This is a genomic window from Bacillus sp. N5-665 (assembly GCF_022637375.2).
GTDB classification, from domain to species: Bacteria; Bacillota; Bacilli; order Bacillales; family Bacillaceae_G; genus Bacillus_A; species Bacillus_A wiedmannii.
On sequence record NZ_CP093325.1, the window covers coordinates 2,158,461 to 2,183,409 of the forward strand.

At 33.7% G+C, this 24,949-nt stretch carries 30 protein-coding genes and 3 pseudogenes; 27 read left to right on the forward strand and 6 right to left on the reverse strand.

The genetic code is table 11. The annotated features are described in order from the left end of the window. Positions 1-118 precede the first annotated feature (118 nt). Genes MNO09_RS13600 through MNO09_RS13610 form a run of 3 tightly spaced genes read left to right on the forward strand, consistent with a single transcriptional unit; the run spans position 119 to position 2,045 of the window. On the forward strand, positions 119-358 hold the full coding sequence (locus MNO09_RS13600) for a PLD nuclease N-terminal domain-containing protein (RefSeq protein ID WP_001175973.1): 240 nt from the start codon (positions 119-121) through the stop codon (positions 356-358). Then, entirely contained in the window at positions 355-1,260 is a 906-nt protein-coding gene (locus MNO09_RS13605) for an ABC transporter ATP-binding protein (protein WP_000764129.1), read from the forward strand. The genes MNO09_RS13600 and MNO09_RS13605 overlap by 4 nt, the downstream gene beginning before the upstream one ends. After that, positions 1,257-2,045 (forward strand): ABC transporter permease, encoded by a 789-nt coding sequence (locus tag MNO09_RS13610; protein ID WP_001065824.1) that lies wholly within the window; start codon positions 1,257-1,259, stop codon positions 2,043-2,045. Before MNO09_RS13605 ends, MNO09_RS13610 begins: the two co-directional genes overlap by 4 nt. A gap of 54 nt (positions 2,046-2,099) precedes the next feature. Here MNO09_RS13610 and MNO09_RS13615 read toward each other — a convergent pair whose 3' ends face one another. From MNO09_RS13615 to MNO09_RS13625, 3 genes are all read right to left on the reverse strand, one after another. After that, the gene (locus tag MNO09_RS13615; protein ID WP_000768698.1) at positions 2,100-3,356 is read right to left on the reverse strand and encodes a serine hydrolase domain-containing protein; all 1,257 of its coding nucleotides are present in this window, start codon (positions 3,354-3,356) and stop codon (positions 2,100-2,102) included. A 100-nt stretch (positions 3,357-3,456) separates the two neighbouring features. Beyond that, entirely contained in the window at positions 3,457-4,656 is a 1,200-nt protein-coding gene (locus tag MNO09_RS13620) for an MFS transporter (protein ID WP_001190339.1), read from the reverse strand. A gap of 15 nt (positions 4,657-4,671) precedes the next feature. Continuing rightward, a complete protein-coding gene (locus tag MNO09_RS13625) occupies positions 4,672-5,088 on the reverse strand; it encodes a MarR family winged helix-turn-helix transcriptional regulator (protein WP_000343674.1) in 417 nt (138 codons plus the stop codon). Positions 5,089-5,262: 174 nt separating this feature from the next. Here MNO09_RS13625 and phaZ point away from each other — a divergent pair, with 174 nt between their 5' ends. Beyond that, positions 5,263-6,180, forward strand: a complete 918-nt coding sequence (phaZ, locus tag MNO09_RS13630) for an intracellular short-chain-length polyhydroxyalkanoate depolymerase (protein WP_116480657.1) — start codon at positions 5,263-5,265, stop codon at positions 6,178-6,180. Positions 6,181-6,202: 22 nt separating this feature from the next. Here the strand turns inward: phaZ and MNO09_RS13635 are convergent, their stop codons facing one another. Next, positions 6,203-6,403 carry a hypothetical protein gene (locus MNO09_RS13635; RefSeq protein ID WP_241950207.1) on the reverse strand — a complete coding sequence of 67 codons (201 nt, stop codon included), beginning with the start codon at positions 6,401-6,403 and terminating at the stop codon, positions 6,203-6,205. Positions 6,404-6,581: 178 nt separating this feature from the next. Between MNO09_RS13635 and MNO09_RS13640 the strand changes: the two genes are divergently transcribed. Continuing rightward, positions 6,582-7,778 (forward strand): MFS transporter, encoded by a 1,197-nt coding sequence (locus MNO09_RS13640; RefSeq protein WP_000062793.1) that lies wholly within the window; start codon positions 6,582-6,584, stop codon positions 7,776-7,778. Next, entirely contained in the window at positions 7,762-7,962 is a 201-nt protein-coding gene (locus MNO09_RS13645) for an NETI motif-containing protein (protein ID WP_000166305.1), read from the forward strand. Before MNO09_RS13640 ends, MNO09_RS13645 begins: the two co-directional genes overlap by 17 nt. 101 nt (positions 7,963-8,063) lie before the next feature. Here MNO09_RS13645 and MNO09_RS13650 read toward each other — a convergent pair whose 3' ends face one another. Beyond that, on the reverse strand, positions 8,064-8,405 hold the full coding sequence (locus MNO09_RS13650) for a DUF4279 domain-containing protein (RefSeq protein WP_373926235.1): 342 nt from the start codon (positions 8,403-8,405) through the stop codon (positions 8,064-8,066). A gap of 350 nt (positions 8,406-8,755) precedes the next feature. On the opposite strand from MNO09_RS13650, the gene MNO09_RS13655 reads away from it, so the two are divergent. Beyond that, a complete protein-coding gene (locus MNO09_RS13655) occupies positions 8,756-9,205 on the forward strand; it encodes a VOC family protein (protein WP_000616178.1) in 450 nt (149 codons plus the stop codon). Between the two features lie 140 nt (positions 9,206-9,345). On the opposite strand, the gene MNO09_RS13660 is transcribed toward MNO09_RS13655, so the two are convergent. Beyond that, on the reverse strand, positions 9,346-10,428 hold the full coding sequence (locus MNO09_RS13660; RefSeq protein WP_070168931.1) for an S-layer homology domain-containing protein: 1,083 nt from the start codon (positions 10,426-10,428) through the stop codon (positions 9,346-9,348). A 366-nt stretch (positions 10,429-10,794) separates the two neighbouring features. Between MNO09_RS13660 and MNO09_RS13665 the strand changes: the two genes are divergently transcribed. The 20 genes and pseudogenes from MNO09_RS13665 to MNO09_RS13760 all read left to right on the forward strand — a co-directional run bounded on the left by MNO09_RS13665 (position 10,795) and on the right by MNO09_RS13760 (position 24,624). After that, a complete protein-coding gene (locus tag MNO09_RS13665) occupies positions 10,795-11,217 on the forward strand; it encodes an EsxC family T7SS substrate (RefSeq protein WP_070168962.1) in 423 nt (140 codons plus the stop codon). A gap of 26 nt (positions 11,218-11,243) precedes the next feature. Continuing rightward, a complete protein-coding gene (locus MNO09_RS13670) occupies positions 11,244-11,549 on the forward strand; it encodes a WXG100 family type VII secretion target (RefSeq protein WP_016134989.1) in 306 nt (101 codons plus the stop codon). 22 nt (positions 11,550-11,571) lie between these two features. Continuing rightward, positions 11,572-12,291 carry a DUF5081 family protein gene (locus MNO09_RS13675; RefSeq protein ID WP_070168961.1) on the forward strand — a complete coding sequence of 240 codons (720 nt, stop codon included), beginning with the start codon at positions 11,572-11,574 and terminating at the stop codon, positions 12,289-12,291. Further along, the gene (locus tag MNO09_RS13680; protein ID WP_001198191.1) at positions 12,291-12,617 is read left to right on the forward strand and encodes a hypothetical protein; all 327 of its coding nucleotides are present in this window, start codon (positions 12,291-12,293) and stop codon (positions 12,615-12,617) included. Before MNO09_RS13675 ends, MNO09_RS13680 begins: the two co-directional genes overlap by 1 nt. Before the next feature lie 32 nt (positions 12,618-12,649). Then, the gene (locus MNO09_RS13685) at positions 12,650-14,383 is read left to right on the forward strand and encodes a hypothetical protein (protein ID WP_000382712.1); all 1,734 of its coding nucleotides are present in this window, start codon (positions 12,650-12,652) and stop codon (positions 14,381-14,383) included. Between the two features lie 16 nt (positions 14,384-14,399). Continuing rightward, positions 14,400-14,723 (forward strand): DUF6572 domain-containing protein, encoded by a 324-nt coding sequence (locus tag MNO09_RS13690; RefSeq protein ID WP_000025259.1) that lies wholly within the window; start codon positions 14,400-14,402, stop codon positions 14,721-14,723. Positions 14,724-14,746: 23 nt separating this feature from the next. Beyond that, positions 14,747-15,403 (forward strand): hypothetical protein, encoded by a 657-nt coding sequence (locus MNO09_RS13695; protein ID WP_000646590.1) that lies wholly within the window; start codon positions 14,747-14,749, stop codon positions 15,401-15,403. A gap of 32 nt (positions 15,404-15,435) precedes the next feature. Further along, complete coding sequence (locus MNO09_RS13700; RefSeq protein WP_050552140.1) at positions 15,436-16,056, forward strand: HNH endonuclease; 621 nt, start codon at positions 15,436-15,438, stop codon at positions 16,054-16,056. A gap of 17 nt (positions 16,057-16,073) precedes the next feature. Further along, complete coding sequence (locus MNO09_RS13705; RefSeq protein ID WP_241950171.1) at positions 16,074-16,541, forward strand: DUF6985 domain-containing protein; 468 nt, start codon at positions 16,074-16,076, stop codon at positions 16,539-16,541. Positions 16,542-17,101: 560 nt separating this feature from the next. Beyond that, complete coding sequence (locus MNO09_RS13710) at positions 17,102-17,884, forward strand: recombinase family protein (RefSeq protein ID WP_000504229.1); 783 nt, start codon at positions 17,102-17,104, stop codon at positions 17,882-17,884. Between the two features lie 158 nt (positions 17,885-18,042). After that, positions 18,043-19,278 (forward strand): IS110 family RNA-guided transposase, encoded by a 1,236-nt coding sequence (locus MNO09_RS13715; RefSeq protein WP_000551889.1) that lies wholly within the window; start codon positions 18,043-18,045, stop codon positions 19,276-19,278. Positions 19,279-19,479: 201 nt separating this feature from the next. Continuing rightward, positions 19,480-19,763 (forward strand): annotated as a pseudogene (locus MNO09_RS13720) (hypothetical protein). Between the two features lie 18 nt (positions 19,764-19,781). After that, positions 19,782-20,481, forward strand: a pseudogene (locus tag MNO09_RS13725) (SMI1/KNR4 family protein). A gap of 597 nt (positions 20,482-21,078) precedes the next feature. After that, complete coding sequence (locus tag MNO09_RS13730; RefSeq protein ID WP_002096449.1) at positions 21,079-21,519, forward strand: hypothetical protein; 441 nt, start codon at positions 21,079-21,081, stop codon at positions 21,517-21,519. Positions 21,520-21,706: 187 nt separating this feature from the next. After that, positions 21,707-21,895, forward strand: a pseudogene (locus MNO09_RS13735) (HNH endonuclease); the annotation flags it as partial. A 55-nt stretch (positions 21,896-21,950) separates the two neighbouring features. After that, a complete protein-coding gene (locus MNO09_RS13740; RefSeq protein ID WP_002096450.1) occupies positions 21,951-22,418 on the forward strand; it encodes a DUF6985 domain-containing protein in 468 nt (155 codons plus the stop codon). Between the two features lie 410 nt (positions 22,419-22,828). Continuing rightward, positions 22,829-23,098, forward strand: a complete 270-nt coding sequence (locus tag MNO09_RS13745; protein WP_347280220.1) for a hypothetical protein — start codon at positions 22,829-22,831, stop codon at positions 23,096-23,098. A gap of 31 nt (positions 23,099-23,129) precedes the next feature. Further along, on the forward strand, positions 23,130-23,831 hold the full coding sequence (locus MNO09_RS13750; protein WP_000095662.1) for a hypothetical protein: 702 nt from the start codon (positions 23,130-23,132) through the stop codon (positions 23,829-23,831). A 43-nt stretch (positions 23,832-23,874) separates the two neighbouring features. After that, positions 23,875-24,063 (forward strand): hypothetical protein, encoded by a 189-nt coding sequence (locus MNO09_RS13755; RefSeq protein ID WP_225989072.1) that lies wholly within the window; start codon positions 23,875-23,877, stop codon positions 24,061-24,063. Positions 24,064-24,108: 45 nt separating this feature from the next. Continuing rightward, complete coding sequence (locus MNO09_RS13760) at positions 24,109-24,624, forward strand: SecY-interacting protein Syd (protein ID WP_002096453.1); 516 nt, start codon at positions 24,109-24,111, stop codon at positions 24,622-24,624. Positions 24,625-24,949: the final 325 nt, after the last annotated feature.

Sequence of the window (24,949 nt, forward strand, 5' to 3'; positions counted from 1 at the left end):
CCTTATTCATTATTTATTCTCATTATAAATAATGAGAATAATGTTTGCAATGCATCTGCTCTTGATTTATCATTATTATTATCAATAATGATAATGAGTTTAGGAAGGAATGATAAAAATGCAACTACATTATGGATGGAATGATCTTAAAGACATGGATATTATGGCGTTTCTCCCAATCATATTGCCGGTTATTGTAGTCGGAGCACTTTTAGTTTCCATTGCGTTAATTGATTTATACCGACATAGAAATACAAGAAAAAATGTGCTTATATGGACGCTAATTATTATCTTTGTTAACGTATTGGGACCTATTCTGTACTTTGTTATAGGGAGAAAGGACGGTGAGAAATTATGAAATTAGAGATTAGAAATGTAACAAAATCATTTAAAGGAAAAATTGCTGTCAATACTTTCTCGATGGAACTGCAATCGGGGGAATGTGTAGGGTTAATCGGACCAAATGGAGCAGGGAAATCTACATTAATAAAAGTGATTTCAGATATTATTAATCCAGATGTTGGTGAAGTGTTATTGAATGGGATAAAAATATCAAAAATGAAAAGGGAAATTGGCTACTTACCGCAATACCCTAATTTTTTTCATTGGATGACAGCGCGAGAAACCCTTATGTTTATGGGGCAACTTTCAGGGATGAAAAAAGAAGCATTGTCAAAGTCGATACCAAAAATTTTGGAGAAAGTTGGATTAAGTGGAGAAGAAGGTTCAAAGGTGAGTACCTTTTCTGGGGGAATGAAACAAAGACTTGGTATTGCACAAGCATTATTACATAAGCCTTCGCTTATTGTCATGGATGAACCAGTATCTGCATTAGATCCAATAGGTAGAAGGGAAGTATTAAATCTGATTGAAGAAATAAAAAAAGATACGACCATTTTATTATCAACCCATATATTAAGTGATGCAGAAGAAATTTGTGAACGATTTGTCATGATTAAAGATGGAACAAAGATAGAAGATACAACAATTACTGAGCTTTTACACCGCAATAATGAAAATAAATTAATTATTGAAATTACAGCTAAAGATCGAGAGTGGATTGACGTTGTAAAAAATTTACCGTATGTGAAGGATGTAGAAGTGATAGGACTTAAAGTCAAAGTGAAGGTTGAGAGTATCGAAATAAATAAAATTATGTTACTGCAAAATGCACTCGAACATAAAGTGGACATTGTTAAATTTGAAATGAGCAACGATACTTTAGAAGAAATTTTCTTGAAATTGGTGGTGCAAAAATGAATAACTCAATGATATTGATAAAAAAAGAATGTGTTCAAATGTTACGTGATTTTAAGATCATTTGGCTACCAATTGTTTTTATATTTTTAGGGGCAACACAGCCAATAGTAACGCATTACTTACCATCCATTTTAGGAGCATTAGGTGGAGGGCAGGGAATTACCATCGATCCAAGTATGACATCACAAAAAGGAGGCGAAGTACTAGCGAGTACTTTGGGGTCTCAGTTTGATCAGCTCGGACTTATGATTCTAGTAATCTCTATGATGGGTGCCATTCAAACAGATAAAGCTAACGGTATGTTAGCCTTTATTTTAACAAGACCTGTTACGGTTACTTCGTATATAGCTGGGAAAATAGTATCAAATTATATAATAGTAGCGCTTAGTGTAATGATTGGATACTTTACCTCTTATCTATATACAAACTATCTTTTTACTGTTGTTCCGTTTTCGTACATGATTACTGGATTACTATTTTATTTAATTTGGGTTCTTTTTATCGTATCTTTCACAACTATGATAAGTGCTATTTTTCACAGTCAAGGTATTATTGCGCTAATTTCAATTGCTTTTCTTTTAGCTTGTAGAATAATCGTCGGTTTGATTCCAATAGTAGATCAGGTTAATCCAGCCAGTATGAGTAAACATGCAATGGAAACGTTGGTCACAGGGGAAGTGAATGCAACCGCAATGATCAATGTACTACTAACGATTATTTGGATTTTATTGACACTCTTCGTAACGTATTATTGGATTGCTAATAAAAAGTTTAATGATGAATAACTTTGATGAGGGTAGTGGCTTCAAATAAAACACCCCAACAAGAAAAAGCTTCCACTACTGTGGAAGCTTCTCTATATGATGTGCAATATCAATATACATATTTGAGTAGACTGAATGTATTTCATTACTTGGCGTAGCGTTAGAAGAGAAGTGGACAATGACCATATTTGCTTTCGGATCGATGTAAAGTGTTTGTCCGTAACTGCCTAACACTTCGAAAGCACCTTGTTCATTGTGCGGAATCCACCATTGATTATGATAAGAAATGGAAGCTCCAGGGCCAACTGCAAGTTCACCTTCTTGGACATTTTTTATATCTTCAGTAATAGAAGAAGGGAGAATTTGTTTTCCATTATATTCCCCGTTGTTTAATAGTAATTGCCCGAATCTAGCCATATCTCTAGCAGTTGCATTTAAACCAGCGCTTGCCTGTTCTATTTTTGTTTCATCTGTAACGTAATACGCGTTTTCTTCCATACCAATTTGAGACCAAATTCGTTCACTAACATTTTCCGCTAATGATTTACCTGTGATCTTTCGAATCACCCAAGCGAGCGTTTCAGCTGATCCGTTATCGTAAGAAAAATCGGAACCAGGCGGTGCAGTTTCTTCTGCTTCTCGTAACATATCATAAATTTTCATCGGACCTTCGTAGTTTTTACCTCTAGGTAAAATATTGCTCGCTAAATATAGTTGTGCATCTTGATTTTCTAACGCTGGATGTTCATATCCGTGAGTAGGGTATTCTACAGAAACTTGCATGTCCATTAATTGCTGAAGAGTGGCATTACCGAACGGTGTATTTTTTAATTCTTTTATATATGCGTCAGCTGTTTTTTCTAAGTCAATACGATTTTCTTCAGCGAGAGATTGTATAATTGCCCCGGTAAAGACCTTCGCTAATGACGCCATGCCATGAGGTTCACTCTCGTTATATCCATTGAAATATCGTTCATATACAAGTTTTCCATTGTGTACAACGACAAAAGCATCCGTTTTGTTATCGTCTAAAAGCTTTTTTAGAGGAGTCGTTCCAAATCTACGCTCTACAGCAAAATCGTCTAAGTTTTGCGATGCGGTAGAGAAGTGGGAAACGTGATCCGGGTTATGTTTTACCTCGTTAATTAAAGTGAATTCTTTCATATGTGTGTATGACCAACGCAAGTAAGGATCATCTAACCAATTTTTTTTCGTCACGTTATTTTTCGATGGGATTGTTTTATTATGTTTGAAGTATGTAAAACCGAGCCCTGTAATTACAAATATGAATGTGATTATGAGTAAGAGTAGGGGAGATTTTTTAAGTTTCATATCGGTCCCTCCTTTTTATTTCTATTATAAGTATACGCTTCTATTGAAATAAATACAAAATAAGGAAAGTAAACGGGGAAGTTTACTTTCCTTATTTATGTTAAGCGGAAACTTTTCCGTCTGTATGTTGTTTCTTGAATTTTTGTTTTCGTCCGTGTAATCCATAATAGAGAAGTAAAGTGAATGCAACGATAATAGCTGCGATGAAATACATATTATGGTAAGTTGATTTCGCTGCGACGATACCTAAAATGAAAGAACCAAAACCGAGACCACTATCAAAGAATGAGAAGTACGTAGCTGTCGCAGAACCACGTCGATGGTTTGCAGCGGCAGAGATCGCAATCGTTTGGAAACTTGGAATTAATGTTCCGTAACCTAAACCGATTAACATACCTGCGCCAAGGAACCAAAACGGAGTTTGTGCTTGACTTAAAATGAACATCCCAATTGTGAAAATAATAATAGCCGGGTAAACAAGTACATTTTCACCGAAGCGATCAAAAATCTTTCCTGTAAATGGACGAGAAATTACAACTACGAGTGCGTATACAATAAAGAAGTAACTAGCAACTTCTCCTAAACCGATTTCTTTCGCATAAATAGGAATAAAAGATAAAATACCACTATAAGAAAAGGCTAAAACAAATCCTGTCAGAGCAATCGGAATAGAGGATGGTTCAATTAAGTCCTTCCATTTCATTTTTTCTCGTTTTTGTTTCTTCACTGGTGCTTCATGCGGAATATTTACAAGTAGTCCTAATAAAAATGCAAGCAATGAAAATACGGAACAAACGATAAATAGTACAGTAAATGAAAAATGAGAAATAATTGTTAAACCTAAAAAAGGACCAATTACCATCGGCAAACTCATGAATACGCCGAAATATGCTAGTGCTTCGCCTCTTCTATGAGCTGGCGCAACATCTGTGACAATCGTACCAGTAGCAGTGGTTGCCATACCGAACCCAATACCATGTAAGAAGCGAAGGGCAAGTAATAAAAATAAACTTTGCGCACCGAAATACATAACAGTAGCAGCTAAAAATAATGAAAGTGAAATAAATAAAATTTTCTTTCTCCCTAATTCATCGAGCCATTTTCCTGTAAATGGTCTACATAAAACAGATGAAATAAGAAAAACAGTTGCAACTAAACCAATTTCCTCAGGTTTTCCTTTTAGGCCGTCTATTACATAGACAGGCAGAGTAGTCATAAGCATATAGAATGTCAAGAAGAGAAATAGACTACTAAAACAAGTTCCGAGGAAATCCTTCGTCCAAAGTTTCTCACTTTGCATCGTCATCCCTCCAATTTAATCTAAGTTTTTAATGATTTGTTGTAACACTTGAAATGCTTGATGTAAATCATCTTCGCTAATACCTTCTAGTGTCTTTTCTTCGAAAGTATCAACTTCGTCTTGCCATATCGGAATCATTTTTATCGCTGTTTCTGATAAAGAAATGAGCTTCTCACGGCGATCTTTTCCTTCAGTACGAATAATCCAGCCCATCGTTTCCATACGTGTTAACGTACGAGTCATCGTTGGTGATTCAACATTTAAATACTGACATAACTCTGTTTGCGTACAAGAACCGGTTTGATTAATGCGGAAAATAACAGCCCATTGCGCACTAAATAATCCTGTTGGAGATACGCGTTCATTAAATTTCTTCGTAAACTTGCGAGAAGTCTGGCTGACAATGTGAAAAAAATGTTGTTTTTCGTCCATGTATTTTGATCCTTTCAAATTAGTTACCTAGCTAACTATATACTTTTTTATAATAATTGTCTAGTAATAGACATGTTGAGTTATGTAATAATTTCGTATAGGTTTTATGTTGCGAACGTATATTCTACATGCTATTCTTTAAGTAAGTAAAGAATTTTCTTTCTATTAAAAAGAATGGGGGAACTTGTGATGATTAAGCCTGCAACAATGGAGTTTGTTTCACTATCGAACGGAGAAACGATTGCGTATCAGGAAGTTGGAAGGCAAAATACAGAAATTCTTGTACTCATTCACGGGAACATGACATCGTCACAACATTGGGATTTAGTTATTGAAAAGATGCAAGATCAATACCATATTTACGCTCTTGATTTAAGAGGATTTGGCCAATCAACATATAATCAATCGATAGATTCATTACAAGATTTTGCAATAGATGTAAAACTATTTGTCGATCAATTGAAGCTAGAGAAATTTTCATTAATGGGCTGGTCAATGGGTGGTGGTGTTGCGATGCAATTTACAGCGAATCATCCAACGTTTGTCGAAAAGTTAATTTTAGTAGAATCGGTGGGCATGAAGGGATATCCAATTTTTAAAAAAGATATAAACGGGCAGCCAATCGTATCAAGTTTAGTAAAGACGAAGGAAGAGGTTGCACAAGATCCTGTACAAATTGCTCCAGTGCTAGATGCGATAAAAAATATGAATAAATTATATTACCGAACAGTATGGAATCTATTAATATATACACATAATCAACCTGAACCAGATCGTTATGAAAAGTATTTAGATGATATGTTAACGCAGCATAATTTCGTAGATGTAAATTATGCGCTCATTACATTTAATATTTCGGATGAACATAACGGGGTTGTAGAGGGAAATAAGCAAATTCATCATATTAAAGCTCCGACACTCGTCATACAAGGTGACAGAGATTATGTCGTACCGCAAGTAGTTGGTGAGGAATTAGCAAAACATTTACCGAATGCAGAGTTGAAGATATTAGAAGATTGCGGACACTCGCCGTTTATAGATTGCTTAGATGTATTTATTAAGCATGTAGAGGATTGGTTAGAAGAGAAATAATCCCCGAAAGTAAAAGTCTTGCCTATACGATAACATTGTAGGTAAAAGGGGAGATTATCTCTGCATCATCCGCTCTTAATTGCGCATACACTATATAATCATCACTTATATACAAAAATAATGATAAATCCGATGTATATGCAAGTTTCAACAACAGTAGTTCCTTTACAAATGCAGCAGCCACCAATAGCTCATGTACACCACCACTTATATGGACAATCATTTTATGAAAATCCATATTTCAAGCACTTTCATTACAATGTGAAAGCGCAAGTATGGGAAGGATAAGAAGCGAAAAGATTCATTCTTTTCGCTTCTTTTTTATTGCGAATATTCGTACACGCATTTAAAGAAACAGTTTATAATGAAAAGTGGACAGCGTGAGAAGGAGAGGGAAAAGGATGTCGATGCGTTTTACGTTTTGGATTATGGTTGGAATTGTAGCAATCTCGGGTTTGTCACAAGGTATGCTCTTACCGGCCATTGCAATGATTTTTGAACAAGAAGGGGTTAGTTCAAGTATTAATGGTATTCATGCGACAGCATTATACATTGGGATATTAGTTATTTCACCGTTTCTTGAAAAACCGATGCAAAAGTTTGGAATGAAGCCAATTATCGTTATTGGTGGGTTTCTCGTTGTTATATCATTATTCTTTTTTACACAAACTTTTTCATTTTGGGTATGGTTCGTTCTTAGATTTTTAGTTGGAGTCGGAGATCATATGCTTCATGTCGGAACACAAACATGGATTACGACAACATCAGACCCGAGTAAAATAGGGAGACAAGTATCGATATACGGTGTATTCTTCGGAATTGGTTTTGCCGTTGGTCCGTATTTAGCAAGCACTGTTCAGTACGGTCTTGCAACACCATTTATTATATCCACTATACTGTGCTTAATAGGTTGGCTATTATTACTGCCAACGAAAAATGCATTCCCGGCGCAAGATGAAAGAGAAGTGAAGAGTGAATCATCATTTTCTCGTTATAAACAAGTTGTTGGATTAGGATGGATTGCGTTACTTGGTCCACTTGCATATGGCGTACTCGAAGCAATGTTAAACAGTAACTTACCAGTATACGCGCTTCGTAAAGGATGGTCTGTTTCAGAAGTATCCTTCTTATTACCAGCATTTGCAGTTGGGGGCATAATTACACAAATTCCACTCGGTATATTGAGTGACAAATACGGAAGGGATCGTATATTAACGTGGACGTTTAGCATAAGTACGGGTATTTTCCTACTGGCAGCCGTATTTGATCAATATTACTGGATCGTCTTTGCCTGTATGTTGTTAGCGGGTATGGTCATTGGATCGTGCTTCTCTTTAGGACTTGGATTTATGACAGATTTATTACCGAGACATTTACTACCAGCAGGTAATATATTATCTGGAATCGCCTTTAGTTTAGGAAGTATACTGGGACCTGTATTAGGAGGCGTATTTATAGAAAAAATACAGTATACAAGCTTTTTCATTGCGGTTATGATTATAATAGGAATTCTCGCAATGGTATATATGATCTACATGAAGAATCAATTCGCATCAAGAAAAATAGAAAGTAGGTTAGGGCATGACAAAACAACCTAATAAGAAAAAATTTGAAGTACTCGAAAACGAAACAATTACAGACTGCTTAGCACGTATGGAACAAGAAGGCTACGCACCATCACGTCGCATGGAAGAGCCAATCTTTCATGAAGTGAAGAAAAACGGCAAAACAGAAGTTGAACCGTGTGGTAGAAAGATTGTCTTTGAGGGGAAATTGAAGTAATACGTTATATAAAAAGAATTTGCCTTTGTGTACAAGCAAGATAAAACATACAGTCACATAAGAAAACGCTATTGATTCCAATATCAATAGCGTTTTTATTTTTAACAAATATATAGATCAAAATGAATTTCTGCTTGAATGACTACCATAAAAAGAAACTGTAAACCATACTTCTTCTTGAGATGTTTTAATTGCTCTGTTTTTCCTTCAAGGGATTTTAGAATAACTTGCAACTGATTATTTATATCGTATGATTCTTGGTATCCAGTGCTTAAAGTCCAAGCAGTTTCTTCTCTATATAGGGTTTTGGTGGATACAAGATTCGGATTATCATGTCTTGCAACAACATCATCTTTTTTATAAGTTCTTGTAGGCTCGATACGTAGGGCATTGGTAATTGCTTCAACAGGGAATATATCACCCGATGCACTAAAATAAGCCATAACTTTGGTTTTATCCAGAATGGTTCCTCCTCTTATTAGTAAGATGTTAATCTTATTACATTATAAAAATTTATGAATGTAAATAGAATTTTTATCCCGCTATTTGTCGGCAGTAAAACTTCTATCTCAAAATCGACAAATGGGAGAAAAGTAGGTGAGAGCTAACATTAAAGTTTCACCTTATTGAATTCCGGCGCCGGGACATGAATGAGAAAACTGGACGACGTATACCTATACCTTTGTAGGAAAGAACAATGATACAAAAGTAGGATGCTTAAAAATATAATTATTTGTATGATAAAAACAAAATATATTTTAAAAATCAGAATGTAGAGGAGGGAAAATATAATATGATACAAAGCATATATGAAACTCATTTACATGTAAGAAATTTAGAAAAGGCGATAGATTTCTATCAAAATAAGTTAGGTTTAGCATTAGCAAAAAGACTATCGAAAAGACGAGTTGCATTCTTTTGGGTAGGAGAAAGTAAAGAGCAAATGCTCGGGTTATGGGAAATGCATACGAATGAAGAGTTTGAGACGAAACACTTCGCCTTTCGTGTAGATTTAGAGTTTTTAAATGATTCAAAATTATGGTTAGAGAAACGTGGAATAGAGGTAGTAGGGAGTCAGGGGAAAGGAAACCAAGAGGCGATTGTCCAAAGGTGGATGCCAGCTGCAAGCGTATATTTTCTAGATTGTGATGGAAATAAATTAGAGTTTATTTCTATGTTATATGATGATCCAGATGAATTTGAATATGCAACGTATTTAAGTGAATGGAATGCGGAGCACTAAAAAAAATAAAGTTTAATCAGTAGGAGTTTTATAGCTTTGTATTATGTTAAATAGGTAGGAACAAAATAAAATCCCTCAAGAAAAGGCACGCTCTTGAAGGATTTTTTTATGCTTTATATATTTATATTGTTTGTAACTTATTAATTATATTCATGATTAGATATTTCAGCGCGTTGAATATAACCATCAGAGAAGCTGAAATAAAGATAATAGCTTCCTCGATTATATATAAAGCCTTCGCTAGTCATATCCCCTCCGATTTCATCTGGTTCACCAAACCACTCTTTTAATTCATTTGTAGTTATATCCATTTTTACCCATATATGTCTTGCGTCCGAAGGGTACATGTCAATATTATAATCGCCGTATACCGCTGTATTAGGTGCATCACATTCTGTACATGGTGCTTTTTTCAAAACATCAGGCACTCCATATTCTTTTTTTACGTCAGATATATCTTTACCCAATGAATTTAATTTAAATGGACCAAACGTCCCATTCTCTAAAGCTGTTGTTAACATTTGTTTCATTTCTTCTTTTGTATTGATGTTGAAATTATAATCTCTGTTTTTTGCTATTGCATTATATAAAAATTGTGCATACTCCTCACGTTTCACAAGCATGTTGCCATTGTAATTACCTGCCTCATCACCGTAGGATATTCGGTTACTACGTAGCGTATTTACAAATTTATAAGCCCAATGATCTTGAGGTACATCTTTAAAGTTATTTTGTCCTTTTGATTGTAATTGAAATGCTTTTTGTAATACTACTGCCATTTCATACCGAGTTAATGCATCATCTGGACGAAAAGCACCTGTTCCATCACCTGTCATAATTCCAGCTTGTACAATAGCTTTAATATCCTTTTCAAACATATGATTTTTAATATCGTTAAACATATTGCTTTGTTCATTGTTTGCTGTTAAACCTAAATAACGAGCGATTAAAGAAGTTACCTGGCCTCTAGTAATATTATCCCCAAAACCAAATTTTCCATTTCCATATCCGTTAAAAAGTCCTGCTGCTGCTAAGTAATCAATAGCATCTTTTGACCAGTGGTCCTTTGGTACATCTGTAAATACAGTGTTCGCATTGCCAGCTACTTTATAGTTATTCGTAGTTGTTTGTGCGTTTGCTGTGCCTACCATCATTGTAGTTGTTAGTGCTGTGGTGATTAAGAATCCCACAATTTTTTTAGCTTTGCTTGTTTTCTTGCCCATTTGAGAAAGCCTCCCCAGTTTAATTTAACTTTATTAAATATACGTATTACACATATACATTTAATACAATTAAATGTATACATCGCAATTATAACATGTAAATGATGGTTATTTGTTATTCATTTCCTTAATGTGGATAAAATTTCAATAATCTATATGAAACTACAATTTTTAGATAATAAATATTCATTGTTATTTAATTGAAGAAAAATGCGAAAGCTTTTTATAAAATATGGAAATGTTAAAACCCCTTTGATAAAATAGCAATATGCAAAAATAATTATTTATAAATTCTCAATGTAATGAATATTCATGTTTAAATATACGAATTTAACTACATAGTTATTGTAATAAAGGGGGAGAAAGATGTTAGATGAATTGTATAATGCTTTTTTAAATGCATCGGGTTTTACAGAAAGCGCGAGGAAACGAGATCAGTATGATACATTACATGATTATTTAAAAGATCAAGAAAGAGAATTAAAGCAATACATTCAAGAGGCTGAATCAGCGAAGAGAGATTATGAGAGTAAAAGTAATGGCTTAGAAGCTAATAAAATTCCAGCAGTGGAATTTGAACAAAAACGTCATGAAAAGGATGAAGACTTAAATACACTACTATCCTATTTTAAAAGTGAATTAAGCAATGTTGGATCTGCGATAGGTACAGCTTATGCAAAGTATTTGGAATATAAAGCAAAAGCAGAAGCGGAGAAAGCTTCTGCATACGCTGCAGCGACCAGAGCTTTTGAAGAAAAGAAAAAGGAAATTGAAAAACTTATCCATTAAGTATACAAAGAATGGAGGGAACTAACATGAGTGGTAAAGAGGTTGAAATTATAGGAAGTAATACTGCAAGTGCCATTTCTTACGCACAAAACATAGAGAACGGCATGAAAGATTCTTTAAATCAAGCGAAAAACTTAAAAGCGTACGTTACATGTGCGAAATGGAATGGAAAAACGAGAGATGCCTTTTTAAGTTATCTTGATTTAATCATTCAATATAACTCAGAAATGGTAGAGGCATTTGAAGGACATACGAAAGCTTTGAAAGAGTTAGAGAAAAGTATTCAAACGTATGGCGATATACCGGAAGTAAGGGCGATAAAAAAATTGTGATGGTGAAATGAGGGATAAAAGAATGGGGAAAGAAATGATTTTTGCACCTGCTGAATTATATGTTCTCGCAGGTGCAGCTGGGGTTACCGATATATTTGGATTGCCAAACCGTGACGTAATTATTTTACTTGATGAAGAATGTGTTACGAAAGCAACTGCGAGTTTAAAAGAAAAAGGCTTACTTACAAGTGAAAATGGAATTACCCCCGCAGCTTTTCAAATGATTGAGCTATTAAAAGAATATGAAAATTGTCATGAATATACGAGAATGAATAATGTATTAATTGGCTTTTTAAAAGAGGATAAAGACCGAGTGGCTGTATTAACAGAAATAGAGCCAAATAAAAAATACGAGATCGACTACATACCAAAGCCAGACGTATATTTTTCCTTATTAACACGCATCCCTTTCTTATTGAGAGAACCGAGGGAAATAGAAGATACATTTTTCTCAAAGAGAATGACAGAGGCAGAACAACAAACATTTGAGGAAAAAGATTTATCAAATAAAGATGTTATAGCGATAGAAACGTATACGAGGCCTCGAAGTAATAGAGGAGGAAAATGGGAATGTTTCTTATATTTCACTGAAGGAGAAGATTTCGTTCAAATTGATGTAGAACGTAATCGATATGACTGGGTGAGTCTCTATGCGGTAAATAAGAAATTGTATGACGTGTTAAAAATGCCGTATAAAAAATTAATTGACCCGAGACAATTTTCGTTAGGAGGTATTGAATAATGCAAGTATCAATGGGAGATGGTGGTTCTGGTGGTGGAGAAGAAGTATTAGTTAATTTTCAAGAACTACTTGATATAGTAATGAAATTAGAAGATATATATAAAATCCATTTAGACGTCATTGGAACGAATATTGAGAGTTTATTAAGCAGTGATTTTTATCAAAAAGGTGAAGCGATGAGAGTAATTGAAAAATATCCTGATATATTACACAAAACACTTGAATTGTCTGAACACTATTTGAGGTCGGCGAAAGTTGTAGGAAATGTATGCGTGGAAATGCTTGAAAAGGACGAACAATTACGTGAAAGATTAAGTAAGTTGTAGAAATCACCATACGGCTGGGGGATGAAAACGAAATGGATGTGAAATATAGACCTGAACCATGGCAAAACATGGGGGATGGTATGAATCGAATTACAAAAGATGCACTCATAAAATTAGGGGACGCAAATGAATCATTAAAAAAAATTGATGGAAGAATACGAGATTTAGACTCAGATGGTAGTATACATTTTAACCCAAAAGATCAATCGCGAAAAATAGGGGAATTACTTGATAGCTATTCGACATTACAAAAATATTGCGGAGAAGCAGGGCGATTGGTCTCTGAACATATAGATAAACCTTTTTTAGTAGAAATGGATAAATTCGCTCAAAAAATGAGAGATACATCTATTCTTAGTTTCGAAACAAATAACCGAATTGGCTCTACAACAACGACAGTATTACCAGATGCGCACGCGGGATACGGAAGTGTACCGCAAACAATAAAAACAAAAAAAGATAAAATAACTGTAGAAGATATTTTTAAAGATTCACCTGCATTTGATAACGTACTGAGAGGGGAATACAAAGAACTAAAAAAACAAAATCCGGATGCAAAACTAAATTATGAAGAATACAAGAAAGTAGTCCCATCCACACGAGGATTTGAATACAAATCGATAGAAGATGAACAGAAAAAACTAGAAATGGTGCGAGACATAGGAATAGGCGTAGGAATCATCATCACAACAATCCTTTGTCCACCACTCGGGGCCGCTGCCGCAGTAGTATACGGAGGTGTACAAATAAAAAGCGGTATCGACGGAGAAGACTGGGGAACACATAGGAAATTGAGCCAAGAAGAGCGGGTAGGAAACATCATTTTTGGCGGATTAGATGCAATCCCAGTTGTTGGAGCAGTAGGAAAAGGAGTAAAAGCATTCAAAGACACGAGTGAATTGGCTGATTTAGCGAAATTATTAAAATACAAAGAAGGAATGCCTGGTTTTAATCCAAATTTGGGTGGAAATGTGGTACAATCGCTTAAGGAAAATAATCTATTAAAAAATTTAAAAATACAAGGCTGGAAAACCGTAGATAAGATTAATGATGCGGACTACTTCATTAAAGGTCTAGTAGCAAAAGGTGTGGACTCCGTAACCCCATTCGCTAAAGGTGTAGAAATCATGCCAGATGGAAGTGTCGTTAGATCTGGAACGAACTATAGCGGGAAATTCCAAGAAGCCCATGATGCCTCAAAGGCGAGTATTCAGAGTAGGATCTCGAATTTGGAGAGTGGTGGGGTTAAGGGTACGGGTGAAGTTGGAAAAGGGAATTCTGATTTACTTGATAATACCGGTAGATTTAAAGATGCTGAGTTGCAATCTAAGTATGATGTATATTGTGAAAGGAAATATAAGAATAGTGAAGCGCCTAAAGAGCCACTGGAGTGGAAAGAAGCAAGTGAAAAATGGGCATCACTTAAAGAGCAGGGGCAAGAATTTTCTGATGAAAGTTTTAATCTATTTTCACAGCAGTATGAAAACGCTGAACGAGAAATAACCATTGTTACACATGAAGGGACTAAGGTAAGAGTTGACGCCATTGCATCTGATGAATATGGGAATGTTATTATACAAGAATATAAAAGTTCCGCTACTGCTCCCTATACTACAAATCAAGAAAAGGGATTCCCTGAATTGAAGAATTCTGGTGGAAAGGTCGTAGGTGAAGGAAAGGGAGATTTTTCAGGGGGATACGAAGTGCCTAGTGGAACAAGACCGCAAATTGTTCGTCCTGAAGGGACAACTTATTTTGATGAATAAATGAGGTGAGAGATAAGTGTCAATATTAGACAAAAATAAAATAGATGGAATTGGCAAGAGTATGGGTGAAAATAAGTTAGCATTAATGATTGCAGATCATTTAGAGTGGGAAAATGAACTTCAGCACTTAACATTGTTACAAGATAAAATTAATGCCTATGTATCTTTTATTGAAAGTGGGCAAATATATAGTGTTTATCCGGATGCTAAGTTAGTAGATGGCTTTATATTCGATTTAAGGTTTAAATATAAACCGACTGAAAATTGTAATAAATTATTGGAGGTTTTTAGGAAGAATACTCAAGATTTGAGGATTGAGTTTAAAATATATGAATCTTAGGTAGTTTGAATTGGAGATGTAATATGAAAGCAAATAAAGCATTTGAGCGCGTATGTAATCTAATATCTGAAAAGTATTTAGATAATGGCTGGAAATATTCTAAGTCTGGTCATTGGATGAGTAAAAAAGATAAAAATTTCATTTATAAGGTACTCTTTTATACAAGTTGGAATAATATATCTGATAAAAATGTAGTATTTTATGGTGAATGCGCAATTCTTCCTTTAAAATCTAAAGATAAAATATTTCATATTAATACACGTCAGTGCAATGTACCAAGCGGTCAGTTATATTGGAACATAGCAAATGAGGAAGAGTGGGAGCGGACAGTTAACGAATTCACTAATTGGTTAAATAGTGTATTTATGCCAATTGTAGAAAGGTGTACGAATGATTTGAACAACTTTGTAAAAGAGGTTGTTGAAAGAGGTTTTTATCCTCAAAAGGGTTATATGGTAGATATTAATTTTATATTAACGCACGGGTCGCGTGAATTGGCAGAGGAAGCTACCAAAAGATACTATGACAGTTTGGAAGAGTCAATAAAAAAAGAATTTAAAGATAACTATGAAAGTATGGTGTGTGGTAATGAAGCAGTTAGTGCATATGGTAATAATATGATGAGAAATTACACCAATTTTAGAACTATCATAGATAATAAAATAATTGTTACTTTATAGTACATCAAATGGTTTGACTTAGTAAGCGATAATTGGTAACCCAATTATCGCTTTTGGTTTTAAATAAGGGTACGGGTAATAGAGAGGCTGAAGTTCCACCTGCTTTTAGACAAACTGATTTTGCTAGTTCTTATGAGGCAAGGCTTAATCAGACACCTGCATTAGAGAATCCAAAGGTTGAATTTGAGGGAATACGGGGTGAATCTAAGTGCATACTTAAGCCACCACCAGACCGTCAATTAAAACAAATTTTAGATGAAGTTGGGATTGAGGGTATTCAATATAAAAATGCAGTTCCTGACTTTTCACCAACAGCAAAGGCACAAGTTGAAATCAACTATATGCTTGGAGGAAAAGGAACTTATGGAGGGAAAGCCAGACGAGCTAATTTTGTTCAATCAGACCAAAAATTAGCTGACCAGATTAATGGTTCACCTGAATTAGCAAGTCAATTTGGGATGGAATCTGGTAAAATCAGTGCAAGAGATATAAAAAAATATCGAGAAAAAAATAAATTAACATGGCATGAATTAAATGATGTTAAAACAATGCAACTCGTGCCAACAAAAATAAATAGTGAATTCGGACACCTTGGTGGTGTAGGGGAAATAAACGCAGGAGCTTTTAAACCTGGAGGGTTTGCTAATAAATAAAAAGAGGAGATTTTAAAATGACTATAAACGATCCAATTTTTGGTGAACTTGAGTATGAGTATGGTTGGACTAAGGATACCATTATTCGTTTTTTTGGAAAAGAATCTGAGATATCTTTGATGATAGATGGTGAAGAAGATGGAGAGTTTGATGAAGAGCAGTATATGGCATATCAAGCATTAATGCAGAGTTGGGAGGATTTACAGCCAAGTTTATTGCAATCAATATTAGACTATTACAAACAAAAGCGACATGAACTAGGTTATGATATTGGATTAAATGAAAATTATCCATTAATTGAAACACCTGATCAAATACTAGAAATGATAACTTTAGATGGAATTGTTGTTCCATATGCGGATATTTTTGAAGGGCGAGATATTGGAATTACATTTAACTGTACATGGGATATAGAAAATGGATTAGGGCTTCGTCTATTAAATGAAAAAATAATTGAAGTAGGTTATCAGGATGTTGCAATTTAAAACAGGCTGTTAAAAAGTAAAGACTCATGATGGTTGTACCGTCATGGAGTACTGTGTGCAATGATAGAATAGAAAATAAAGTACGAGCTTAGGCGAGATAACATTTTAATGGGTGATGAATATAAACACATGGAATGTATATTAAACTAACGAACTCGTACAAACTCGTAAGTTTTAATATAGTATTTGTCATGATGTACAAAAGGTGTCATATTGTTACTACAAAACTTACAAATTTACGCAACTTAAAAACATATGAACTTAAAGCACTTGATTGTCAATTAAAGGCAACAAGTGCTTTTTTGCGTTTTAGCGTAGAAATTTAAAAGAGCATTATAATTTTATAAGTGGATTAAGTGTTAAATTTTTATTGTTGTTTTATAGATTGTAATGGCTATGTACAGTGTACGACGATAGTAGAGGGGAAAATAAAGGGTTGTGTTATTTTTTGAAGTCATCGTAAAGTACGTTTTAACGGATGGACGTTATGCATACGTTATCCGCAAAAAACGGGTAAACGTTACAGGGACTTTAATTGCTGTAACGGGAAGGGGCTCAATATGGGAGAGAAAGTAGTTGGTTATGTACGAGTTTCAACGGAAGGACAAGTGCGTGAAGGGTATAGCCTAACGTATCAAGTAGAAGAAATTGAACGGTACTGCATCGAAAATAAACTACAACTGCTTCACATATACGAAGATAAAGGAATCAGCGGAGCGAAAGTAGATGAAGATGGATTAACAGTTGAACGTGAAGGTCTACAAGAGCTATTGTCGGATATGGCATATCATCAAGTGAGCAAAGTTATTGTACTAAATACATCTCGGTTATGGCGCTCTGATATGGCAAAAGTGTTAATACAACGAGAGCTAAAGAAACACAAGGTAGATGTGAAAGCAATTGAACAACCAAATTATAGTATATACACGCATGACCCAAATGACTTTTTAGTAAATGGTATGTTAGAGCTATTAGATCAATATCAACGTCTTGAGATTGCATTAAAGCTAAGTAGAGGCAGAAAGAAAAAAGCAGAACAAGGTGGATATGCGGGGGGCGGTGTGATGTTTGGTTATAGAGTAAAGAAAGGACAAAAAGTGTTAGAGGTAGATGCGGAGAAAGCGATAGTTGTACGTAGACTATTTGAATTAAGACACTTTTTTAAACATTGGTCGCTAACTCAATTGGCAGAACGACTAAATAGGGAAGGGTATTGTACTGAGAAAGGAAAGCTGTTTACGAAAGTACAAGTGAAACGCATGTTAGATAGAGAGAACTTTTATCGAGGGGTGTATACATACGGGCAAATACAAACAAATGGGAAGCATCCAGCAATTATATAAAAGTCGTACTTAAAAAAATCGCTCATTTTACTATATGTACTTATGAAATTATGAAAATGGATAGGCTTGCGTACCTATGCGCATCGGAAGATGAACGCTCGAACTAAGGTTGCCGACATTTTTATATATGACTAAATCATTGGATAGAGGGATGAGTTATGCATAATAGACAAAACTATTTGTATGTAGGAGTAGATTTACATAAGGAGCATCATACGGCTGTTATTATTAATTGTTGGCAAGAGAAACTAGGAGAAATACAATTTGATAATAAACCATCTGCATTTTCGAAGTTCTTATTAGAAGTAGAGACATATGTGAGTGATGGTTTATCAGTTGTATTTGGTTTAGAAGATGTTGGTGGTTATGGAAGAGCGTTAGCGAAATATTTAGTAGATCACGAACAGGTAGTAAAAGAGGTAAACCCAGCTTTATCATTTTTAGAACGAAAAAGCCAAGTGATGATACACAAAAATGATAGTTGGGATGCGGAATGTGTGGCACGCATATTGATAAACAAATTTAATCAATTACCAGATGCAAAGCCAAACGATTTATTATGGTCAATACAACAACTGGTTTCAAGAAGGAATGCATTAGTAAAAGCACAAAGTTCATTAAAGAACCAATTACATATTCAATTAAACCACCATTATCCAAGTTATAAAAAGTTTTTCTCAGAGTTAGATGGAAAAACAGCATTAGCATTTTGGGAGCAATATCCGTCACCCTCTTGTTTAGAGGGAGCGAATATAAAGCAATTAACAGCTTTTTTATTAGATGTTAGCAACAATACATGTTCAGTAAAGAAAGCAAGCGAAATATTAAAACTTGTAAAAGAAGATGGACAAACAATGAAAGAGTATCAGGAAACGCGAGATTTTTTAGTAAGAAGTATTGTAAGGGACATTGAGTTTAAAAAGAAGGAAATGAAATACATCGAAAGAGAATTAAAACAGCTAGTAAAACTACTAGATTATCAATTAGAGACGATGCCGGGAATAGAACTTGTGACGGCATCAGCATTAATAGCTGAAATTGGGGATGTAAGACGATTTCCAAATGCCAATAAATTAGCACGATTTGCGGGGATTGCGCCGGTTTACTTTGGTTCTGGCGGAAAAGGTAAGACACATAAAAGCAAACAAGGAAACAGGGCGTTACACGCTTTATTTTATAATTTAGCAGTACAGCAAGTGCAAGTAGCAAAAGGAAGTAAGATGCCACGAAACCCAGTGTTTCATGCGTACTATCAAAAGAAGCTTAAAGAAGGTAAAACAAAAGGACAAGCACTTGTGTGTATTATGAGAAGGCTTGTAAACATTATATATGGAATGATGAAATATAAAACAGCATATGAATTGCCGATAGTGGAAGAAAAAGAAGTAGTTTAATAAGGTTTTACAGGGTTTGCTTTTTTATTGTTAGGGTTTAAGATTACAACATAGGGTACGGGTGATATTGGAACACCGCCTCGATACGGGGAAAGAAGAATCTCAAAGGAATTATATGATGAATTAAGAGATGGAACGCCTGACCCTGCTTTACCTGGTAAGTATATTACAGATAGACTTCAAGCTGATCATATCGTATCAATGAAAAATATAGCAAAGATGGAGAATTTTGATAAACTAACAAAAGAACAACAACTTAAGGTTTTAAATAATGAAGAGAATTTTCTAGGATTAAGTGAAGCAGCCAATAAATCTAAGGGGTCTAAATCTTATTCTGATTGGACAATTTATAAGAAATAAAAAATTGAAGTTGATCCTAAGTTTAGAGAAGAGATGATAAAGAAGAAAAAAGAATTAGAAATGAAATTACAAAAACAAATTGATGATTTTGTTGAAAGGAAATAAAAAAGGATATAGATAAATAAAGGAGATGACATAGCATTATGGAACAAAAACTTGGTTTTTTAAGAAAATATAAAAGAAATGCACAACTTATATCATGCCATAGGATTAATGAACTTAATTGTGAGAAAATACCAAATTCATGGTATGAATTGTTTCAAGAAGAAAACGTAGACAAGAGAGTTGAGAGTATTTTATCAATATGGAAAGAGCAAGTAGGAGTGGAATTAAGAAACACTATTTCTTATTTGTCTAGGCACCTTGAGGAAGTAGAGCTTATGGACATAAATGGTAGATATTCAATTTTATACACTATTAAAACAGATAATGGTGAAATTCTATATTATGAGGGGGGGGAATCCCAAAGATGAGTTTAATAATGAAGCATTAGAAAAATCTTGGGATAAGATTCCTTCAACAATACGAAATTTTTATCGAACTGTTCATAATGGTTTCTATTTTTATGCGAGTCAATCTATGGGGTTAGTTCCTTTAGAAAATGTAACTTTTTTTGATGATGATGAATGGGGTATTATTGAGGAGTTAGAAGAGCCTTTACAAATTGATTTACAAACTACTTTTGGTTTCTTTAAAAGTGGTATGGGTGGTTATGTTGCAGTAGATTATAAGAATTCTAATAATGATAATGCGACTTTATGGTGGACGAATAAAGAGCCTAGATATAATATGAATTTTTGGGACATTGTTGATGAATGGATAGTAATTGGATTTGAAGTTTAGTTTAAAGGTTCTGTTGCAAAGTTTTTATATAAACAAAAAAATCCTAATTTAGTAGGTAGAGTTTATACAACTTTGAATAGATTCTCTAATTCATTGTACGTCGAAAAAACGAAGTACGAGCTAGGTGAGATGACATTTTACTGGGTGATGAATATAATCACATGGAAATTATATTAAACTAAGAACCCGTACAAACTCGTCAATTTTAACTTAGTAGTTGTCATGGCATGTAAAAGGTGTCGTACTGTTAATACAAAACTTACAGATCTTATAAATCTTACAAATTTATGCTACTTAAAAACATATGAACTTAAAGCACTTGATTGTCTACGAAAGGCAACAAGTGCTTTTTTATTAGATAGGCATGCTATAAATTTTTAGAAAATATTTTTTATGAATTCAGGCTAATGAAAATTACTATTATTATATAATTGAAAATATATTAGCCAAAGGTGTGGACTGACCACGAATAATAAAGTTGTTTAAAAAATCGTACAGAATTGAAATTTAATACCATCTTTTGAGTTTCTCGTATAATAAAAGGAATAATGTTTCGATATCTGTGGTTAGTTAATAAAAGGGAATGAGGTTTTGGGAGTGAAAATACCGCCACATATTACAGGTTTGAAAGCAATACATTTAAATTCCCATAATGAAAATGAAACAAAGAGAATATTTTATGATGTATTGAGGACATGTAAATTCAAAATAGTAGAATGGATACAACCACACTATCCAAAAAATTTTTTTGAAGTGATAGTGATAATAGACGATAAGGAATTTATTATTTTATTGCATGAGTTTTATCCTTTCTTAGCTTTTGCGGATAAAAATGTAGAAGGGAAACTTATTTTTAGTTTTATTGATATGCCCATATTAGAAAGTGAATTTGAAGCGTACTATCAAGTGTTGTTGAAATCTTATTTAGAAAAGCCTTTTATACCTAGGGAACACAACTTAACAGAAGAAGAATTAAAAGATGCTAAATATTGGCGACCAGAAAATATCGGTGAAGTAATTTTTAATGTTTGGGATTGAATATTAAAGGGGTGATTATTAATTATTAGCTATCCAGAAATTAAACACTTTTATTATTCACTTAAATGAAAAAGTGCAACAAATAAAACTTATTTTTAAACAACTTTAATAACCTCGTACCAAATTAACAGGCCGAAGGTTATTGCATTTCTAGACACAAAATTAAACAACTTGATTATCACTGCACATGGACTATGTATCCCTATTCGTTAAAGGTGTAGAAATACTGCCAGATGGAAGTGTCGCTAGAACTGGAACAAACTAAAGCGGGAAATTCCAAGAAGCCCATGATGCCTAAAAAACGAGTATTCAGAGTAGGATCTCGAATTTGGAGGGTGATGGGGTTAAGGGTACGGGTGATAGAGATGTTGATATTCCACCAGCCTTCAAGTAAGAGTGAATTTCCGATAAATGGAAAGGGAGGGTTTAAAATGAAAATAAATGATGCAGTTTTTGGGGAGCTTGAATATGATTATGTCTGGAGTAGAGAGACTACCATTGAGTTTTGCGGAAAAGAAGCCGATATTGCTTTGATAATAGACGGTGAAGAAGATGGTGAATTTAGTGAAAAACAGTATGCTTCGTATAATTCTTTAATACAAAATTTGGGGCATCTTCAACAAAGTATTTTGCAACCAATTTTAGATTATTACAAGCAAAAACGACATGAGCTTGGGTATGATGTTTCATATAATGAAAATTATCCTTTACTTGAAACGATTAATCAGCTTCTTGAAAGGATCAGGCTAGTGGGGATTTATGTCCCATCTGCTAGACGCTTTGAAGGCAGATATATTGGACTAACATTTGACTGTACATGGGACATGGAAAATGGGGTAGGTATTCGTCTAATAAATGAAGAAGTAGCTAGGGTAGGATACCAAGATGTTGCAATTTAAGCATTACTATTTGTTAGAAATACACATAACAGAGTATGAAAAATTAGTTTGTTTTGGAAGTGAATAGCAAAACAGTAGAGATAGGTACTAGAAATCTCTGCTGTTTTTTTATGCAAATGGAAAAATTAATTTTTAAGGTTATTCCTATCTTACATACCATTGAGGTCTTTTACTAAAGATATTGGATTTGTAAATCCATCTGGTAAGGGTACGGGTGAAAGTGGAATTCCTCCTAGGTGCGGTGAGAGAAAGATTACAGATGAAGAATATAAAGCATTAAGAAAAAAACACCGACAGCAAAAATAAGAAAACAAGTAAATAAAGGCCACAATAAAAAGATAGAAACGGAAGATCAAGCTCTTCCTGGAAAAACTTTTATAGGTTCACTAGAAGCAGATCATATTGTGTCTATAGACAGAATCACAAATATAGATGGTTTTGGTAATTTAACAGAAAAACAACAGTTAGAAGTATTAAATAACCCAGAAAACTTTACAGGATTAAGTAAATCTGCAAACACTTCAAAGCAATCTAAATCGTATGAAGAATGGACACATTATAAAAAGGGGACACCAGATGAAATAGAAGTTAGTCCTGACTTTAGGAGTAAGATGATTACAAGAGAAAAACAGCTTGAAAGAATATTGCAAAAACAAATTGATGATTTTAACAAAGAATAATATAAAATAATATTAAAAAGGATGGGGAAAAATGAGTTCTAAGTTAGATATATTAAGAGAGTATAATGAAGATATTCAATTGATTAATGCAAATGAATTTAAGAATATAAATGCATCTTTAATTCCTGATTTATGGGTGGAAGTATTTAGTGAATATAATAGAGAAAAGAGAATCAAGAAAATTTTAAGTATATGGAAAAAATATGTAGATAATAATTTATCTAATACTATTGCTTACTTATCAGAATACCTTGAGGATATTGAACTGATGATAAGTGAGGACACCTATTCAATCTTGTATACAATAAAAAATCAAGGTGGAGAAGATTTATATTATGAAGGAAGAAATCCTAAAGATAGTTTTAATAATGAGGAATTAGAATCTTCATGGAGAGAAATTCCTGAATCTATTAGGGACTTTTACGAAAATGTTCATAATGGATTTTATGATTACACAAGTGAATCGATGGGATTGATGCCATTAGAAGCTATAACTTACTTTGGGGATGAAGACTTAGAGTGGGGGATTATAGATGAATTGGAAGAACCTATAAAGATTAATTTAAAAACATCTTTTGGATTCTTTAGTAATGGTATGGGGAGCTACATAGCTATAGATTATGAAAATTGTAAGAATAACAATGCTATTTTTTGGTCAGCTAAAAGTCAGCCTAAATATAATGTTCACTTTTGGAATTTTGTAGATGAATGGATTGTTATCGGTTTTGAATAAAAGGGTTTTAAAATTTTGATACAAAGTCTATAAACTTAAAGAGATTTTTAGGTTTAGAAAACATTTCCCCCAATATGATTTAAAAGAATTATATAATGACACTTTATTACATCATCACATTGGTGGTGGAGGTCAAACTGTTGATGTACCCTCAAAGCTACATCCAGGTTTAGGGGGATTCATAATGCTGAGAAAAGCGCAGGAATTTGGGGAAATGACCAAAATATGCTGAACTATTAGAAAAGTAAGGGTGATTATTTTGGTAATGAAGGATGCTATGAGCAAATATTTTAATTTAAGAAAAGAATATTTTGATAAAGGGTTAGATTTTTTATTTAAAACGCCATATAACGAAGAAGTGGATTCATTTATATATATAGGTGAAATGGATGATGAAGAAGAAATTTCATGGAAACCTATTGAAAAAAATAATAAGAATGATTTAACGACGATTGAGGAAAAATTTGAAATTAAATTGCACACTTCAATTGATTATTATTTTAATTCTTATTGGTTTGCTGATTTAGATGGATTTGTTGATAATCATTATATTAGGTTAGAACCTGTATTACCAAATATTGAATTGGATTCCTTCGAAAGTAATTTAGAAGGGTATAAAAACAATCATAATAAGGTTGATAAGACTCCAATAGGTGTAGAAGGGAACGGTTTGATAGTTGTGTTAGATAATGTAAGTGGTAAGGTTGAATTGGAGGGTTTTGAACGAGGTTCGTTTGAAGCGCTTTCGGATAGTCTAGATGAGTTAATTTCTAATTTAAAGTTACAAAAATAATATACTAAGAACATTTATATGAAAAAATGTCTGATATGAAGTGTAGACCGAGTGTTAGATACAATTGGACTGCAGTATTTTATAGAAAGATATGATTAAGATCAAGCTAAGACCTACAAAATTTATGCTATTTAAAAAACATATGAAATTAATGCACTTGATTGTCTACGAAAGGCAACAAGTGCTTTTTTTATACATAGGCATGTTATAATTTTATTAGGAGATTATTTAGACTATATAAATAATTTAAATTCAATTAATAGAAACGATAGATAACATCATAGCAGGATTTGAAAATGTAGAAACTAACTAATCTCAACAGACA